16 protein-coding genes are annotated in these 15,216 nt (G+C 70.1%); 2 read left to right on the forward strand and 14 right to left on the reverse strand.

The features are described from left to right. Positions 1-40 precede the first annotated feature (40 nt). Together otsB and ACVN90_RS10850 are read right to left on the reverse strand one after the other, a co-directional pair. Positions 41-820, reverse strand: coding sequence for a trehalose-phosphatase (otsB, locus tag ACVN90_RS10845; RefSeq protein WP_475098275.1), 780 nt, complete (start codon positions 818-820; stop codon positions 41-43). Then, on the reverse strand, positions 817-2,265 hold the full coding sequence (locus ACVN90_RS10850; protein WP_475098276.1) for an alpha,alpha-trehalose-phosphate synthase (UDP-forming): 1,449 nt from the start codon (positions 2,263-2,265) through the stop codon (positions 817-819). Before ACVN90_RS10850 ends, otsB begins: the two co-directional genes overlap by 4 nt. A gap of 135 nt (positions 2,266-2,400) precedes the next feature. Between ACVN90_RS10850 and ACVN90_RS10855 the strand changes: the two genes are divergently transcribed. After that, the gene (locus ACVN90_RS10855) at positions 2,401-2,655 is read left to right on the forward strand and encodes a hypothetical protein (RefSeq protein ID WP_475098277.1); all 255 of its coding nucleotides are present in this window, start codon (positions 2,401-2,403) and stop codon (positions 2,653-2,655) included. An 86-nt stretch (positions 2,656-2,741) separates the two neighbouring features. On the opposite strand, the gene ACVN90_RS10860 is transcribed toward ACVN90_RS10855, so the two are convergent. The 3 genes from ACVN90_RS10860 to ACVN90_RS10870 are packed head-to-tail and all read right to left on the reverse strand — an operon-like array spanning position 2,742 to position 5,378. Then, positions 2,742-3,926: an acetyl-CoA C-acetyltransferase gene (locus ACVN90_RS10860; protein WP_475098278.1), complete on the reverse strand. Its 1,185-nt coding sequence runs from the start codon at positions 3,924-3,926 to the stop codon at positions 2,742-2,744. Continuing rightward, on the reverse strand, positions 3,923-4,576 hold the full coding sequence (locus ACVN90_RS10865) for a CoA transferase subunit B (RefSeq protein ID WP_475098279.1): 654 nt from the start codon (positions 4,574-4,576) through the stop codon (positions 3,923-3,925). The genes ACVN90_RS10860 and ACVN90_RS10865 overlap by 4 nt, the downstream gene beginning before the upstream one ends. Position 4,577: 1 nt before the next feature. Next, positions 4,578-5,378, reverse strand: coding sequence for a CoA transferase subunit A (locus tag ACVN90_RS10870; protein WP_475098280.1), 801 nt, complete (start codon positions 5,376-5,378; stop codon positions 4,578-4,580). A 108-nt stretch (positions 5,379-5,486) separates the two neighbouring features. Here ACVN90_RS10870 and ACVN90_RS10875 point away from each other — a divergent pair, with 108 nt between their 5' ends. Then, positions 5,487-6,275: an IclR family transcriptional regulator gene (locus tag ACVN90_RS10875; RefSeq protein ID WP_475098281.1), complete on the forward strand. Its 789-nt coding sequence runs from the start codon at positions 5,487-5,489 to the stop codon at positions 6,273-6,275. A gap of 3 nt (positions 6,276-6,278) precedes the next feature. Here the strand turns inward: ACVN90_RS10875 and ACVN90_RS10880 are convergent, their stop codons facing one another. The 9 genes from ACVN90_RS10880 to ACVN90_RS10920 are packed head-to-tail and all read right to left on the reverse strand — an operon-like array spanning position 6,279 to position 15,008. Then, positions 6,279-7,187, reverse strand: a complete 909-nt coding sequence (locus ACVN90_RS10880) for an alpha/beta hydrolase (protein ID WP_475098282.1) — start codon at positions 7,185-7,187, stop codon at positions 6,279-6,281. Then, positions 7,184-7,936: a 3-hydroxybutyrate dehydrogenase gene (locus ACVN90_RS10885; RefSeq protein ID WP_475098283.1), complete on the reverse strand. Its 753-nt coding sequence runs from the start codon at positions 7,934-7,936 to the stop codon at positions 7,184-7,186. Before ACVN90_RS10885 ends, ACVN90_RS10880 begins: the two co-directional genes overlap by 4 nt. Then, positions 7,936-8,616 carry a TetR/AcrR family transcriptional regulator gene (locus tag ACVN90_RS10890; RefSeq protein ID WP_475098284.1) on the reverse strand — a complete coding sequence of 227 codons (681 nt, stop codon included), beginning with the start codon at positions 8,614-8,616 and terminating at the stop codon, positions 7,936-7,938. Before ACVN90_RS10890 ends, ACVN90_RS10885 begins: the two co-directional genes overlap by 1 nt. Beyond that, on the reverse strand, positions 8,613-10,238 hold the full coding sequence (locus ACVN90_RS10895) for a class I adenylate-forming enzyme family protein (RefSeq protein ID WP_475098285.1): 1,626 nt from the start codon (positions 10,236-10,238) through the stop codon (positions 8,613-8,615). The genes ACVN90_RS10890 and ACVN90_RS10895 overlap by 4 nt, the downstream gene beginning before the upstream one ends. Next, the gene (locus tag ACVN90_RS10900; protein WP_475098286.1) at positions 10,235-11,392 is read right to left on the reverse strand and encodes a branched-chain amino acid ABC transporter permease; all 1,158 of its coding nucleotides are present in this window, start codon (positions 11,390-11,392) and stop codon (positions 10,235-10,237) included. Before ACVN90_RS10900 ends, ACVN90_RS10895 begins: the two co-directional genes overlap by 4 nt. Further along, positions 11,389-12,264, reverse strand: a complete 876-nt coding sequence (locus ACVN90_RS10905; RefSeq protein WP_475098287.1) for a branched-chain amino acid ABC transporter permease — start codon at positions 12,262-12,264, stop codon at positions 11,389-11,391. Before ACVN90_RS10905 ends, ACVN90_RS10900 begins: the two co-directional genes overlap by 4 nt. Further along, complete coding sequence (locus ACVN90_RS10910; protein WP_475098288.1) at positions 12,261-12,980, reverse strand: ABC transporter ATP-binding protein; 720 nt, start codon at positions 12,978-12,980, stop codon at positions 12,261-12,263. The genes ACVN90_RS10905 and ACVN90_RS10910 overlap by 4 nt, the downstream gene beginning before the upstream one ends. Then, positions 12,977-13,789 carry an ABC transporter ATP-binding protein gene (locus ACVN90_RS10915; protein ID WP_475098289.1) on the reverse strand — a complete coding sequence of 271 codons (813 nt, stop codon included), beginning with the start codon at positions 13,787-13,789 and terminating at the stop codon, positions 12,977-12,979. Before ACVN90_RS10915 ends, ACVN90_RS10910 begins: the two co-directional genes overlap by 4 nt. Before the next feature lie 19 nt (positions 13,790-13,808). Continuing rightward, positions 13,809-15,008 carry a substrate-binding domain-containing protein gene (locus ACVN90_RS10920; RefSeq protein ID WP_475098290.1) on the reverse strand — a complete coding sequence of 400 codons (1,200 nt, stop codon included), beginning with the start codon at positions 15,006-15,008 and terminating at the stop codon, positions 13,809-13,811. Positions 15,009-15,216: the final 208 nt, after the last annotated feature.

Below are 15,216 nucleotides of genomic sequence, written 5' to 3' on the forward strand. Positions count from 1 at the left end.
GCGACTCGCTCGCCCCGAGTGACGGAGGCGGGGCCCCCGCTTACGCGCGACGCCGCGAACGCGCCTCCGCCAGCTGCTGCAGCAACGCCGCGAGCGCCGCGATGTCGGCGACCCGCACGGTGGCGGATGTCTGCCCCTCCCCCACGCGCACGCCGAGATCCTCCTCGCCGAGGCTCGCCAGCGCGTCCTCGTCGGTGACGTCGTCGCCGGCGAACAGGACGGCCGACGCGCCGACGCGCTCGCGCAGCTCGGCGATCGCCGAGTCCTTGCCCTCGTGCCGGAACGCGAACTCGACGATGTTGTGCCCGGTGCGCCGACGCCAGTGCGGCGCCTCCGCTGAGACGATCTCGTCGACGAGGCGGTTCGCCGCCGCCGCAGCCTCGGTGCTCGCCCGTCGCGTGTGCACGCCGAACCCGAAGGTCTTCGGCTCGATCCAGATGCCCTCGAGGTGCGCGGTAGCGTCCTCGGCGTGACCTCGCAGTGCGTCGCGCAGCGCGACGTCGGCCTCGTCCTCGCCGTGGCTCGCGATGCCCTCGCCCGGGATCCAGAACTCCGCGCCGTGGGATCCTGCGAGCAGCTCTTTCGACGAGTCGTCGTGCTCGGCGATGACACGCAGGTCGACCAGGCTGCGCCCTGACACGAACGCGACGATCGTGTCAGGCGTCGCGACCAGCGCGTCCACAGCGTCGCGGGCGGCGGGCAGCATCCGTGCGTCCATCGGCTCGTCCTCGAGGGGCGACAGCGTGCCGTCGAAATCGAGGGCGACGAGGAGGCGATCGGATGCTGCGAGCCGGGCGATCGCGTCGTCGGCGGCGGTCACGCGCCGGCCCTCTTCGCGCGCTTGCCCGCACGGGCGGCGTCGAGAGCCTCGAGGAAGGACCGCGACCAGCTGGCGACGTCGTTCTCGACGACCTTCTTGCGCAGCGCCCGCATCCGGCGGCCCTGCTCGGCGGCTGGCATCTCGATCGCGCGCATGATGGCCTCCTTCATGCCGTGGATGTCGTGGGGGTTGATGCGGATCGCGCTCGGCAGCTCGTCCGCGGCGCCGGCGAACTCGCTCAACACGAGCACGCCCCGATTGTCGGTGCGCGCTGCGACGTACTCCTTGGCGACGAGGTTCATCCCGTCGCGCAGCGCCGTCACGAGCATGACGTCGGCGGCGCGGAACAGCGCCACCATCTCCTCTCGCGGGTACGCCTGGTGAAGGTAGCGGATGGCGGTGTGCCCCATCGTGTCGTGGTCGCCGTTGATGCGGCCGACGGTGAGCTCGATCTCGTCCCGCAGCTGCATGTACGCCTCGACGCGTTCACGACTGGGACTGGCGACCTGGACGAGAGTGACGTCCTCGACGTCGATGCGCCCATCTTCGAGGAGTTCGCCGAACGCCTTGAGGCGGTGGCGGATGCCCTTCGTGTAGTCGAGCCGGTCGACCCCGAGGAGGATCTTCTTCGGATTGCCGAGGCTCTCGCGGATCTCGGCTGCACGGGCCTGGATGTCGGGGCGCGCGGCGAGCTCGATGTAGGAGCCGGTGTCGATCGAGATCGGGAACGCCTTCGCGAGCGCGTTGCGGGTGGAGCCGTCCGCCTCGGGGACCGTGATGCCGGTCGCCTTCGTCTGGTAGCGCAGCTGCCGGCGAACGGCGCGGGCGAAATTGCCGGCGTCCGCCACACGCTGGAAGCCGATCACGTCCGCGCCCAGCAGGCCCTCGAGCACCTGGCGACGCCAGGGCAGCTGCGAATAGAGGCCGTATGCCGGGAAGGGAATGTGGTGGAAGTAGCCGATGGTGAGGTCGGGGCGCACCTCCCGCAGCATCTGCGGAACGAGCTGCAGCTGGTAGTCCTGCACCCACACTGTGCCGCCCTCGGCGGCGACGCCCGCGGCGGCCTCGGCGAATCGGCGGTTCACCTTGACGTACGCGTCCCACCACAGCCGCCGGTAGCGGGGTGCCGCGATGACGTCGTGGTAGAGCGGCCAGAAGGTGTCGTTCGACATGCCCTCGTAGTAGAGCTCGACCTCTTCGGCGCTCAGCGCGACGGGCACGAGGTGGGTGCCCTCGAACTCGAAGGGCTCGACGTCGATGTCGGGTTGGCCGGGCCAGCCGACCCACGCGCCGTCGGCGCGCCGCATCACCGGCTCGAGAGCCGTCACCAGCCCCCCGGGCGAACGGCGCCACTCCGACCCCTCCGCAGCGTCGACGACCCGGTCGACGGGCAGGCGGTTGGCGACGACGACGAGTTCGGCGGCGGCGGCGGTGGGCTCTGTCACGCGGTCTCCTGACGGTTCGTGGACTCGGCACGCTCAGGCTAACAGCGCGGATCATCCCCCCGAGTCCCCTTGACCCGCCGGCGGACGCCATGTCAAGGGGCGCGGCGTCCGCGTACGCCGCGCTAACGTGGCCCCATGCGCAAGTACCTCTTCGGCACCGGCCTGCTCACCGCGATCACCGGCGGGCTGACGCTGATGCGGGGACTCCGCGAGAACGAGCCGTTCACGTGGCGCATGGCGCTCGCGTGGCTCAGCTGGGGCATCTCACTGGCTCTCGCGATCGGCGCGATCGTCGACGTCCGCCGCGCTTCGCGCGGCGAGCTCATCGCGAACGACTCCCCCATCCACGGCCGCGAGAAGAAGCTCCTCAAGCGCCGTATCGAGCCCTGACCCGCCCTCGTCCCGGTCAGGGAATCGCGAAAGGGTAGGTTTCGGCACGATCAGCGTGCTGAAATCCACCCTTTCGCGTTTCCTGCTCAGCGCGTGAGGATGAGCGCGTCGCCCTGACCGCCGCCGCCGCACAGCGCCACCGCGGCGGTGCCGCCGCCGCGGCGCACGAGCTCGTGCACCGCGTGCACGACGAGCCGGTTGCCGGATGCCCCGATCGGGTGTCCGATGGCGATGCCGCCGCCGTGCGGGTTCACCACGTCGTCCGAGAGGCCGAGCTCAGCCTGCGACCGAACGACGACCGCTCCGAACGCCTCGTTGATCTCGACGATGTCGAGGTCGCTCGCGGCGATGCCCTGCTTGGCCAGCGCCTTCTCGATCGCACGCGCCGGCTGCGAGTGCAGAGAGTTGTCGGGACCGGCGACCTGACCGGACGCACCGACGACCGCGAGCACATCCCAGCCGTTCTCGTCTGCGTGCGAGCGCGTGGTCAGCACGACCGCCGACGCGCCGTCGGAGATCTGCGAAGAGTTGCCCGCCGTGATCGACCCGCTCGACGCGAACGCCGGGCGCAGTCCGGCGAGCGTCTCGACGGTCGTCTCGGGCCTGACGCCCTCGTCCTTCGTGACGACGACAGGGTCGCCCTTGCGCTGCGGGATCTCGACCGGCACGATCTCGGCGTCGAAGACACCCTCGGCCTGCGCGGCGGCCGCACGCTGATGCGACCTCGCTGCCACAGCATCCTGAGCCTCTCGTGTCACCTCGAGGCGTTCGTTGTGCCGCTCGGTCGACGCGCCCATGCTCTCGCGGTCGTAGGCATCGGTGAGTCCGTCGAACGCCATGTGGTCGAGCACCTCGATCGAGCCGTACGCCCAGCCGTCGCGCGAGCCCATGAGCAGGTGCGGGGCGCGGGTCATCGACTCCATGCCGGCGGCGACCACGACCGTCGCGTCGCCGGTGGCGAGCATGCGCGCACCGTCGATGATCGCGGTGAGGCCCGAGAGGCACACCTTGTTGACCGAGCCGGAGTGGACGTGCCAGCCGATGCCGGCGCCCACCGCCGCCTGACGCGCGGGGTTCTGCCCGCTCCCTGCTGCGAGCACTTGGCCGACGAGCACCGCATCCACGGCCTCGGCGGGGATGCCGCCCTTCTCGAGTGCGCCCTTGATCGCGGCGCTGCCCAGCTGCACCGCCGTGAGGGGGGCGAGCTGGCCCTTCAGCCGCCCCTGCGGAGTGCGCGCAGCGGCGACGATGACGACGTCGTCGTGGTTCATGCTTCGATTCTCTCTCCGACGGCGACCGTCAGCTCCGGTTCGGTGGCCGCGATGACCTCTTCCACGGTGACGCCGGGGGCCGTCTCGACCAGCACGAGTCCGGCATCCGTCACGTCGATGACCGCGAGGTCCGTGATGATGCGGTCGACCACGCCCCGACCGGTGAGGGGCAGCGAGCACTCGTTCACGATCTTCGCCGAGCCGTCCTTGGCGACGTGCTCCATGAGGACGATGACCTTCGCGGCGCCATGCACGAGATCCATCGCGCCGCCGGGACCCTTCACCATCTTTCCGGGGATCATCCAGTTCGCGAGGTCGCCGGTGGCCGACACCTGCATGGCCCCGAGGATGGCGGCGTCGATCTTGCCGCCGCGGATCATCCCGAAGCTCGTCGCCGAGTCGAAGAACGCGGCGCCGGGCAGCGTCGTCACCGTCTCCTTGCCGGCGTTGATGAGGTCGGGGTCGACGTTCTCCTCCGTCGGATACGGCCCGACGCCGAGGATGCCGTTCTCGGACTGCAGCACGACGGTGATGCTGTCGGGCACGAAGTTCGGCACCAGCGTCGGCAGGCCGATGCCCAGGTTGACGTAGGCGCCGTCGGCGAGCTCCTCGGCCGCGCGGGCGGCCATCTCGTTGCGGGTGAGCGGCATGTCAGGCTCCTTCCGGCATCTCGCGCGCGGCGGCCTGTGCGACTGAGACCGTGCGCCGTTCGATGCGCTTCTCGATGTCGGATCCGACCTCCACGATGCGGTGCACGTAGATGCCGGGGAGATGGATGCTGTCGGCCTCGAGTTCGCCCGGTTCCACGAGCTCCTCGACCTGCGCGATGCAGATGCGGCCCGCCATCGCGGCGAGCGGGTTGAAGTTGCGCGCCGCCTTGTTGAAGACGAGGTTGCCGTGGCGGTCGCCCTTGAGCGCGTGCACGAGGGCGTAGTCGGTGACGATGGCCTCCTCCAGCACGTAGTCGCGCGGAGTGCCCGAGACGTCGAAGCTGCGGACGTCCTTGACGGGCGACGCCACCGCGATGCTGCCGTCGGCGGCGTAGCGGCGCGGCAGCCCTCCCTCGGCGACCTGCGTGCCCACACCGGTCTGGGTGTAGAACGCCGCGATGCCCGAGCCGCCGGCACGGAGCTTCTCGGCGAGCGTGCCCTGCGGGGTCAGCTCGAGCTCGAGCTCGCCGGAGAGGAACTGCCGCTCGAACTCCTTGTTCTCGCCGACGTAGGAGGAGGTCATCTTCCGGATGCGCTTCGCATTCAGCAGGATGCCGAGTCCCCAGTCGTCCACGCCGCAGTTGTTGCTGACGATGCTGAGGTCGCTCGTGCCCTGCGCGAGCAGCGCCTCGATGAGTGCGATGGGGTTGCCGGAGAGCCCGAACCCTCCCACCGCGAGAGACGCCCCGTCGGGGATGTCGGCGACGGCCTCGGCCGCCGACCCCCAGGTCTTGTCGATCATTTCGCTCCTTCGCAATCCGGTCGCTCGGTGTCCATCCTGCGACTTCGTTCGCGGCCGCACCACCTCCCCGCTTGCCATGTGGCCACCCGGCGTCATAGCGTCCATATTGTGGACACCACCTCCCATCGCACCGTTCCCGGAGCCCAGTCGATCGCCCGTGCGGCCCAGCTCCTGCGCCTGGTGACGTCGGGTGGGGACGAAGGGATGCCGGTGGCCGAGCTCGCCCGCCGCGCCGACCTCACCCGCCCGACGACGCACCGGCTCCTCACCGCCCTGCGCCACGAGGGCCTCGTCGATCAGGACGAACGCACCGGGCGCTGGATGCCGGGACCCGAGCTCTACTTGATGGGCACGGTCGCAGCATCCCGGTACGACATCACCGCCGTCGCGCGCGACATCGTGCGCTCGCTCGCCGTCCGCACCGAGGAGAGCGCGTTCCTCTCTGTGCGCCGGGGCGACGAGACGGTGTGCCTGCTGCGCGAGGAGGGCAGCTTCCCGATCCGCTCGTTCGTGCTCTCGGAGGGTGTGCGGTTCCCGCTCGGCGTCGCGTCAGCGGGCCTCGCGATCCTGTCGTTCCTGCCACCCCACGATGTGGACGCCTACTTCGAGCGCCACCCCGAGCTCTCGGGTAGGTGGGGCGCGTCGCACAGCGAGCAGCGGCTGCGCACGCGCCTGCGCGACACCCAGGAGCGCGGCTATGCCGTGAACCCCGGCCTCATCGTCGAGGGCTCGTACGGCATCGGGGCCGCCGTCTTCACGCGCGAGGGTCACCCGCAGTGGGCGCTGAGCCTCACGGGTGTCGAGTTCCGCTTCGGCCCCGACCGCCTCCCCGAGCTCGGCCGCACGCTGCTCGCGCACGCGCACCAGCTCACGACCCGCATCGCGGCCTCCCGCTGAAGATCACCGGGTCGGAACCGCCGAGAGCTCGTCCCGGACCGCGGCCGACACCACCTCGGCCCCGGCAGGCGACATGACGATCGTGTAGTGGTTGAAGCTGTCGACCCGCTCGTGCTCCACGCTCGGGTAGTCCCCCAGCAGCCGCTCGAGGTGCTCGGGGGCATAGAGTCCGGGAGGCTCGTTCTGCAGACCGCGCGGCACGGTGATCAGGCGGGTCGGATGCTGCAGCCCGGCCAGAGCCGCCGGCAGCGCGGTCCCCGTGTTCATATCGACGGTGTCGTCGGCGGTCGTGGCGTAGCTCGTCGCCGGCCGGAACGCTCCCGCGCCGTCCTCTACGAGGTCGTAGGCGAGATAGCGCTCGAGCTCGGGGGACCATGCTCCGGTGAAGGCCGGATGCTGCCGCCAGAAGTCGAGGTACTCCCCGGTGCCTGCGAACCTCATCGACAGGCGCGCCGCGGTCGGGCCGAGGATTCCGGCGACCAGCTCGTCGGTGCCGAGCCCCGCGGGGACGTCGAGCGGCAGCCCGCCGTCGACGAGCAGCAGCCGGGAGACACGTTCGGGGTACAGGTGCGCGAACACGACGGAGACGAATCCGCCCATCGAGTGCCCGACGACCACCGTGCGGTCGATGCCGAGCGCGTTCAGCAGCGCCGCGAGATCGGCCGCATGGGCGGCCATCCCCGCCGTCCCTTCGATGCCGTTGCTGCGCCCGCGTCCCCGGAGGTCGGGTGCGACGACGCGCGCTTCGGGCAGACGGTCCACGACGAACGGCCATGCCAGGTGCGAGGCCGTGACCCCGTGCACCAGCAGCACGGTCGGTGTGTGGGGCCCAGCATCCGCCGGGTCCCACACGCCGGCGCGCAGCGCGCCGCCCTCGACGGGAACGTCGATCGTCCGATACTCGTGACTCACCGCGCCGTCCATCCGCCGTCCATCGTGTACGAGGCGCCGGTCACCATTCCGGCCTTGTCCGACACGAGCCATCCCGCCAGAGAAGCGACCTCGTCGGCCTCGACGAGCCGCTTCACAGCGCTCTCCGTGAGCATGATCTTCTCAACGACCTCGCTCTCGGGGATCCCGTGCACCTGGGCCTGGTCGGCGATCTGCTTCTCGACGAGCGGGGTGCGCACGTAGGCGGGGTTGATGCAGTTGCTCGTCACACCGTGCGGTGCTCCTTCGAGGGCCGTCACCTTCGACAGCCCCTCGAGACCGTGCTTGGCCGAGACGTACGCCGACTTGAAGGCGCTCGCCCGCAGGCCGTGCGCGCTCGAGATGTTGACGACGCGTCCCCAGCCCCGCTCGTACATCGCCGGCAGCGCCGCGCGGACGAGCAGGAACGGCGACTCGAGCATGAGCCGCACGATCAGCCGGAAGGCTTCGGGGTCGAAGTCCGTGATCGGCGACACGCGCTGGATGCCCGCGTTGTTCACGAGGATGTCGACGTCCAGCGTCAGGTCGTCGAGCGCGGCGGTGTCGGCGAGGTCGACGACCCAGGGCTCACCGCCGACGGCGGTGGCAGCATCCGTCGCGGCATCCGCGTTCAGGTCCGCGATGACGACGTGTGCGCCGCGCGACGCGAACTCGTGCGCGCACGCGAGGCCGATGCCGCTCGCGCCACCGGTGATCAGCGCGCGCTTGCCCGCGAGATCCTGCTCTGCCATCAGGCGTCCTTCCCGCCGGCTCGCGGCGCGAGGGCGTTGTCGATGAACCGGGTCATTGCGGCGAACACCGCCGGGTCGAGCTGTGCGGGCGGCTTGCCGTCGGCGTCGCGCTCCCACAGCAGGAACCGCATGCCGATCAGCTCGCCCATGCCCATGAGGGCCCAGGCGGCGACACCCGGGTCCAGGAGCGGGTCGACGTCGCCGGTGGTCTGGGCGGCCCGGAGCCCCGCCTCGTAGCCCTCGACGATGCGCGTGTAGTGCAGGCGCAGCACCTCGGGCGAGACGAACTCCGCCTCGCGGACGACGCGGTACAGCGCCGGATGCTCCGCCGTGAACCGGAAGAAGCCGGCGAATCCTGCGCGCTCCGCTTCGAGCCGACCGGATGCCCCCTCCATCGCCTCCGACATGGAGTGGCGCACGCGGCGGTTGAGGTCGAGCACGAGCGCCTCGAAGATCGCCTGCTTGCTGTCGAAGTAGAGGTAGAACGTGCCGAGCCCGATGCCGGCGCGCTCGGTGATCTTGACGATGGATGCCTCGTGGTAGCCCTGCTCGGCGAACACGAGCTCTGCCGCCTCGAGCAGCCGGCGTCGGGTCGCCTCGCCCCGCTTGGTGAGCGGGCGTCCGGTGGCGGACGACACCAGCTCCTCTTCGCGGTCGACGAGTTCGTCGGACATGCTCATCGGGATTCCCCCTTCGTCCGCCCGTGCACGTCTGCGTGCGCGGGCTCCCCAGCACGATCTTCCTGCCCCCGAGGTGATTCGACCAGCAACCGGGCCTCGTCCCGGAGGCGCGATCGTGCGAGCTTCTCGATCGTCGAGCGCGGCAGCGTGTCGACGAACTCCACGTGGACCGGGATCTTGAACGCCGCGAGGTTGCGACGGGCGTGTGCGAGCACCTCATCGACCGACAGCGCGGCCCCGTGAACCGGCACGACGAACGCGACTCCCCGCTCGCCCCACACCGCGTCGGGTACACCCACCACTGCGGCCGCCTCGACGAGCGGATGCAGGCACAGCGCGTACTCGACCTCCGCGGGAGCGACGTTCTCACCGCCCGAGATGAAGATGTCCTTGAGACGATCGACGATCCGGTACACGCCCGACGAGTCGCGCGACACCAGATCGCCGGTACGCAGCCACTCGCCGCTCATCGCCCGCGCGGTGGCGTCGTCGTCCCCGAGGTAGCCGGCGAACACGCTCGGACCCCGCACCCACAGCTCGCCTGTCGCGGCTCCCTCGAGCGCAAGCCCCGACGCCGGGTCGACGATCCGTACCGACACGTGCGGGTACGGCCGGCCGACGGCGCCCGGCGCCCCCGCGGCCTCTGCCGCGGGCAGATGCAGCACGTTCGGCGCCGCCTCGGTGAGCCCGTAGCCCTGTGTCAGCGGGATGCCCTGAGCCGTCCACGCCTCCTGCAGCGACACCGGCATCGTCGCACCGCCGACCAGGGCGAGGCGCAGGGATGCAGCATCCGTCGTCATCCAATCGCGGTCGCCCGCGAGCAGCGCGTACTGCGTCGGCACACCCATCATCGCGGTGACCTTCCGGTCGGCGATGAGCTGCAGCACGCGCGCCGGCTGGAACGAGCGCTCCAGCACGACGGTCGCACCGACCCACCACGCGAGCAGCGGCTGGCAGTTCCACGCTGCCACGTGGAACTGCGGCAGCATCGCGAGCACGATGTCGTCCTGCGTGAGCGGCAGCGCCTGCGCGAGCGCGAGGTTGTTCCAGAAGCAGTTCGCGTGCGTCAGCACGACGCCTTTCGGCGCCGCCTCGCTGCCCGACGTGAAGATCACGAGCAGGGGGTCGTCGTCGCGCACCGGCCGCCGTGGGCACGGCTGCTCGGCGCGAGGGACGGATGCCTCGACCCCGGTCGTTCCGAGCACGCCCACAGGCGGGGTCACGACGGCGACGCGCAGTGCCTCGCCGGCGAGCGCCGCATGCTCATCCTCGATCAGCACCAGCGCCGGAGCGGAGCGGGTGAGCACGTCGGCGAGCTCGCGGGGTGTGAGCCGCCACGACAGCGGCACGAAGGCGATCCCCGCGATCGCGCAGGCGAAGAATGCCACGACGTGGTCGGTGGAGTTGCCCGACACCGTCGCGATGCGGTCACCAGGCCCGTAACCCGCCTGCCGCAGCGCGTCGGCGAGCTCGGTCGCACGGGCCGCGAGCGTCGCGTAGTCGGTCGTCACGCCGCGGTCGTCGATGGCGATGCGCTCGGGCGAGCGCTTCGCGCGGTCGACGATCCACCGGCCGACCGTGTGCGGCCCGTCGTCGATGTCGGGGTCGGCGGTCCACGTCATGCGCGCACCTCTGCGGGTGCGTCGGCGGTCTCGGTCGCCTGCTCAGCGTCGTCGAGCTGCCGCAGCGACCCACGCACCTTCTCACCGCGGCGCCGGCGGACGGCCGCGTCGATCGTGCCCGCGATGCCGCCGGGGAGGAACATCACCACGACGATGAACAGCACCCCGAGGAGGAAGAGCGGCTCCGACAGCGGAATCCGCAGCACGTCGGGCAGCCCGGCGATGGCCTCGGAGCCGGCCAGCACGGTGAGCCGCTGATCGAGCAGCGTGTAGAGCACACCGCCCACGATGGCACCCCAGCGGAATCCGACGCCACCCAGCACCACCATCACGAGGACGGTGATCGTGAGGTCTGCCGAGACCGACCGCGGCACGGTGCCCGACTGCAGCAGCATGTACGCCACGCCGGCGAGGCTGGCGAGCCCCGCGGCGATGACGAACACGATCAGTCGCACGCGGTACGGCGAGAGCCCGAGCACGCGTACGCGCTGCTCGTTCTCGCGCGTCGCACGGGCGAGGTGGCCCAGGCGCGAGGTGTCGACCCACAGCACCACGAGGTACACGACCACCAGCACGACCAGCGTGAACCAGTACAGATTGCGCGTGTTCACGACGCCGATGAGGAAGTCGGGCACCTGCGACGTGTTGAGGCTGAGCCCCTCCTCGCCGCCGGTGACCTGCGAGTTGCGGCGTACGAGCACCGACCCGGCCTGCGCGAACGCCAGCGTCACCATCGCGAACGGGATCCCCGAGACCCGCATCGACACGGCACCCGTCACGAGTGCGATCACCATGCCGCCGATCAGAGCGATGAACACGCCCGGCCACAGCGGCACGCCGAAGTGCTCGAGGGCGATGCCGAGTCCGTACGCGCCGGCACCGAAGTACAGGGCGTGCCCGAACGACAGCATTCCACCGGATCCGAGCAGCAGGTTGTACGACAGCGCGAGCGCGGCGAACACCATGCACAGCGAGAGCAGCGCGAGCGTCCCCGGCATGTACGTCGGCGTGGGCAGGATGCCGGGCAGCGACAGGTTGAGCAGCGGCAGCATCGCCATGAACGCGACGAGCACGACGCCGACCACAGCGGGAATGAAGGGACGGATGCTGCGCCCCGAAACCTCCCCCGGTCCCCGATCGTGTCGAAGGGTCATGCCTTCCTCCCCAGGAGTCCGGTCGGGCGCACCAGCAGCACGAGGGCCAGCAGGATCACGACGATGAAGTCGCCGGTGCCGCCGAGGTAGAAGTTCGCGAACTGCTGCAGCACTGCGACGAGCACGGATGCCACGGCCGCACCGGTGAGCGAACCGAGGCCGCCGACCACGGTGACGATGAACGCGAAGATGAGCAGGGTCTGCCCGAGGTGGGCCGACACGAAGGTCGAGTAGTGCATCGCCAGCACGCCCCCGATCCCGGCAGCCGCGCCGCCGATGGCGAACACGAGCGTGAACGAGCGCCGCACGTCGATGCCGAGCGCGGTCACCATCGAGCGGTTCTCGACGCCCGCCCGGATGATCATGCCGTAGCGCGTCTTCTGCAGGAACAGCACCAGGGCCGCGAGCACGAGGACGGCCGCGATCATCAGGACCCAGTACGTGTTGGGGATGCGGGCGCCGAGGACGTCGGTGGTCTGCGTGAGCCACGGGGGTCCGCCGATGTGGATCGGATCGGTGCCCCAGATCCCCTCGAACAGCGCGACGGCTGCGAACGACAGACCGACGGTGACGAGCACCTGCTCGATGTGCCGCTCGTAGAGCGGGCGGATGAGCACGAGCTCGGTGAGCGTGGCGAACACGGCGCCCACGCCCGCACCGACGAGCACTGACAGCAGGAAAGATCCCCACGAATCGGTGCCGAGCGCCTGCGCAACCATCCAACCGGTGAACGCGCTCAGCGTGAGGAACGCGCCGTGCGCGAAGTTGAGCACGTGCATGAGGCCGTAGATGAGGCTCAGCCCACTGGCGACGAGGAAATAGAGGGCGCCGAGACCGACGCCGGTGATGAGGGTGAGGACGAGGGTACTCATGAAGCGTGCTCCACGTGGACGCCGAGGAGGCGGCGGGTGAGGTCTTCGTCGTCGAGGATGTCGCGGGCCTTGCCGGCGTGCGCGACGCGTCCGCCGGCGATGACGACGGCGTCATCGGCCAAGCGGCGCACGACCTCGAGGTTCTGCTCGACGAGGAGGATCGGAACGGTCTTGGAGGCCTCCTGCAGCGCGTCGGCGACCTCGGTGACGATCTTCGGGGCGAGGCCCTTCGTCGGCTCGTCGACGAGGAGAAGCCGGTTGTCGTTGAGCAGAGCGCGAGCGACCGACACCATCTGCTGCTGGCCGCCCGAGAGCGTGCCGGCCGGCTGGTCGCGCCGGGCTACGAGATCGGGGAACAGCGCCGCGACGAACTCGCGACGCGGGTTGCGCTGCCGCTCCGCGAGCGCGAGGTTCTCGGCGACGGTGAGCTTCGAGAAGACCTCGCGGTCCTCCGGCACGTACCCGACGCCGCGGCGCACGATGCGGTGCGTGGGCAGGCCGTCGATGCGCTCGCCGGCGAGTGTCACCGCGCCGCGCCGCGAGATGAGCCCGAGGATGCCGCGAAGCGACGACGTCTTGCCGACCCCGTTGCGGCCGAGCACCGCGGTGATGCCGGTGGCGGGCACGTCGAACGAGACGTCCTCGACGACCTGCTGGCCCGCGATGGTGCAGCGGAGGTTCCGCACGGTGAGGATCGGGGCGGGGGTGTCGTTCATGCCGCCTCCCCCGCGGATCCCGTTCCGAGGTACGCGCTCTGCACGAGGGGGTTCTCCATGATCCGCTGCGGCGTGTCGTACGCGATGATCGTGCCGAAGTACATGACCGCGACCTTCTCGACGAGTCCCATGAGCACGTCGATGTGGTGCTCGACCATCAGCAGCGTGCAGCCCTTCTCGCGCTGCATATCGCGGATGTTCTCCACGAGCCCGGGGACGTCGCCCGAGGCGACGCCCGCCATGGGCTCGTCCAGCAGCACGATGCTCGCGTCGGTGGCCAGCAGCACCGCGATCTCGAGCTTGCGCTTGTCGCCGTGCGAGATGTCGCCCGCGAGCGCGTCGCGCTCATGGCTGAGCCCGACGGCCTCCAGCTTTTCGAGCGCGAGCTCGGTGGCAGCATCCGTCCGCCTCGGGAAGTGCAGGAGAGAACCCGAGCCACCGAGCGACACCTGGGCCGCGAGGCGCACGTTCTCGAGCACCGACAGCTTCGGGAAGAGGCTGGAGGTCTGGAAGGTGCGGCCCAGTCCCGCCCGCGCTCGCGCGGGCACCGACGCCGTCGTGATGTCCCGGTCGTCCAGCACGACGCGGCCGGCCGTGGGCTTCATGAGCCCCGAGATCACGTTGAAGAGCGTGGTCTTGCCGGCGCCGTTGGGACCGATGACGCCCACGAGGGAGCCGGCGGCGACGTCGAGTTCGACGTCTTTCAGGATCGTCGCGCCGCCGATCTGCAGGCCGAGGCCCTCGATCTTGAGCGGAGAGCCGCGGCGCGCGGTCTCCGCGACAGGCGCGGACGGGACTGTGGTGCTCATCGTTTCGCGAAGCCCCGGATCACTCGGCTTCGGCGGGAGCGACGTCGTCGGCCGCGACCGTGTCGACGAGCTCGGGCACGAAGGTGCCGCCGTCGGCGACGAGCTTGACCTGGTACATCTCCTGGATGAGGGCGTGATCGCCCGCGCGCACTGTCATCGTGCCCTTCGGGCCCTCGAACTCGAAGCCCTCGAGCGCCGAGACCATCGCGTCGAGGTCGCCCTGGCCTTCCTGGATGGCGTGGACGATCATGATCGCCGCGTTGAAGCCGTCGGGGCTGAACAGGTCGGGCGTGCCGCCGGCCTCTTCGATCGCCTCGACCATCGCGGTGTTCACGTCGTTGTCGGGAGCCTCGGAGAAGTAGTGGTTCAGGAAGCTGATCTTCTCGGAGGCCTCGCCGTACGCACCGAACGTCGCCGAGTCGCCGAGACCGGTCACGACGGGAATCTCGTCCATGACGCCCTGCTGGCTCATGGCCTGCCACATCGCGCCCGAGGTCGCACCCGCCCACGCCACGAACACGAGGTCGGGAGCCCCGGCGAGCACCTGCTGCGCGAACGGCGTGAACTCGGTCGCGTCCTCCGCGACGAGCACGGAGTTCACGGTCGCGCCCTGGCCGCCGAGGATCGCGTCGACCGCTGCGACGTTGCCTTGTCCGAACGCGTTGTCCTGCGCGAACACCGTCACGGTCTTGCCTTCGATGTCGTCGAGGAACGTGCCCGCGGTCGCGACATCCTGCGCGCTCTGGCGCCCCGAGCGGAACGTGTAGTCGTTGATGCCCGTGATCGCGTCGGCAGCAGCGGGGCCGGAGATGTAGAGCACCTTGTTCTGCTCCGCCTGCTCGGCGACGGCGAGCGCGACGCCCGACGAGGCGGTTCCGGCGATGATGTCGACGCCCGAGCCGATGAGCTCCTTGACGGCGGTGACGGCCTTGTCGGGGTCGCCGGCGTCGTCGCGGTACTCGACGTTGATGGTCGTGCCATCGATCTCGCCGGTGCCGTCGGTGGCGTAGTCGAGCCCCGCCTTGAACGCGTCGAGGTACTGCTTGCCGTAGCCGGCGAGCGGACCGGACTCGCTCGTGACGATGCCGACGGTGACCTCGGACAGCCCGCCCTCGGTCGCCTCGCCGGACGGCGTCTCGGCGGTCGGCGCGCAGGCCGCCAGGGCGAGCGCTGCCGTGACGACCACGGAGCCCAGGAGCAACTTCTTCGTAACCCGCATGTGCGTGCCTTTCCCCATTGGAAGGATCTGGTGCGTGAACCGGTGCTTCGCTCTCAAACATGAGATCCGATTCAGGTTCTTGCAATCTAGGAAACAGAAGCCCTGGAGGTCAAGTCGGCAAGCCCGCTCCGACGTCGTCGTTACCGAATCGCGACGCTGGCAGGCAGCCGCTGCTGATTGCATACCGTCGATATATATCGGCGGTATG

This window comes from Microbacterium sp. F01, from assembly GCF_056156365.1.

What these genes read in the sequence shown, in the direction of transcription:
- ACVN90_RS10855 (WP_475098277.1), top strand. Translation starts at nt 2,401, where the DNA reads ATGCGCAAGTACCTCTTCGGCACCGGCCTGCTCACCGCGATCACCGGC.
- ACVN90_RS10860 (WP_475098278.1), bottom strand. Translation starts at nt 3,926, where the DNA reads ATGAACCACGACGACGTCGTCATCGTCGCCGCTGCGCGCACTCCGCAG.
- ACVN90_RS10865 (WP_475098279.1), bottom strand. Translation starts at nt 4,576, where the DNA reads ATGCCGCTCACCCGCAACGAGATGGCCGCCCGCGCGGCCGAGGAGCTC.
- ACVN90_RS10870 (WP_475098280.1), bottom strand. Translation starts at nt 5,378, where the DNA reads ATGATCGACAAGACCTGGGGGTCGGCGGCCGAGGCCGTCGCCGACATC.
- ACVN90_RS10885 (WP_475098283.1), bottom strand. Translation starts at nt 7,936, where the DNA reads ATGGCAGAGCAGGATCTCGCGGGCAAGCGCGCGCTGATCACCGGTGGC.
- ACVN90_RS10890 (WP_475098284.1), bottom strand. Translation starts at nt 8,616, where the DNA reads ATGAGCATGTCCGACGAACTCGTCGACCGCGAAGAGGAGCTGGTGTCG.
- ACVN90_RS10895 (WP_475098285.1), bottom strand. Translation starts at nt 10,238, where the DNA reads ATGACGTGGACCGCCGACCCCGACATCGACGACGGGCCGCACACGGTC.
- ACVN90_RS10900 (WP_475098286.1), bottom strand. Translation starts at nt 11,392, where the DNA reads ATGACCCTTCGACACGATCGGGGACCGGGGGAGGTTTCGGGGCGCAGC.
- ACVN90_RS10905 (WP_475098287.1), bottom strand. Translation starts at nt 12,264, where the DNA reads ATGAGTACCCTCGTCCTCACCCTCATCACCGGCGTCGGTCTCGGCGCC.
- ACVN90_RS10910 (WP_475098288.1), bottom strand. Translation starts at nt 12,980, where the DNA reads ATGAACGACACCCCCGCCCCGATCCTCACCGTGCGGAACCTCCGCTGC.
- ACVN90_RS10915 (WP_475098289.1), bottom strand. Translation starts at nt 13,789, where the DNA reads ATGAGCACCACAGTCCCGTCCGCGCCTGTCGCGGAGACCGCGCGCCGC.
- ACVN90_RS10920 (WP_475098290.1), bottom strand. Translation starts at nt 15,008, where the DNA reads ATGCGGGTTACGAAGAAGTTGCTCCTGGGCTCCGTGGTCGTCACGGCA.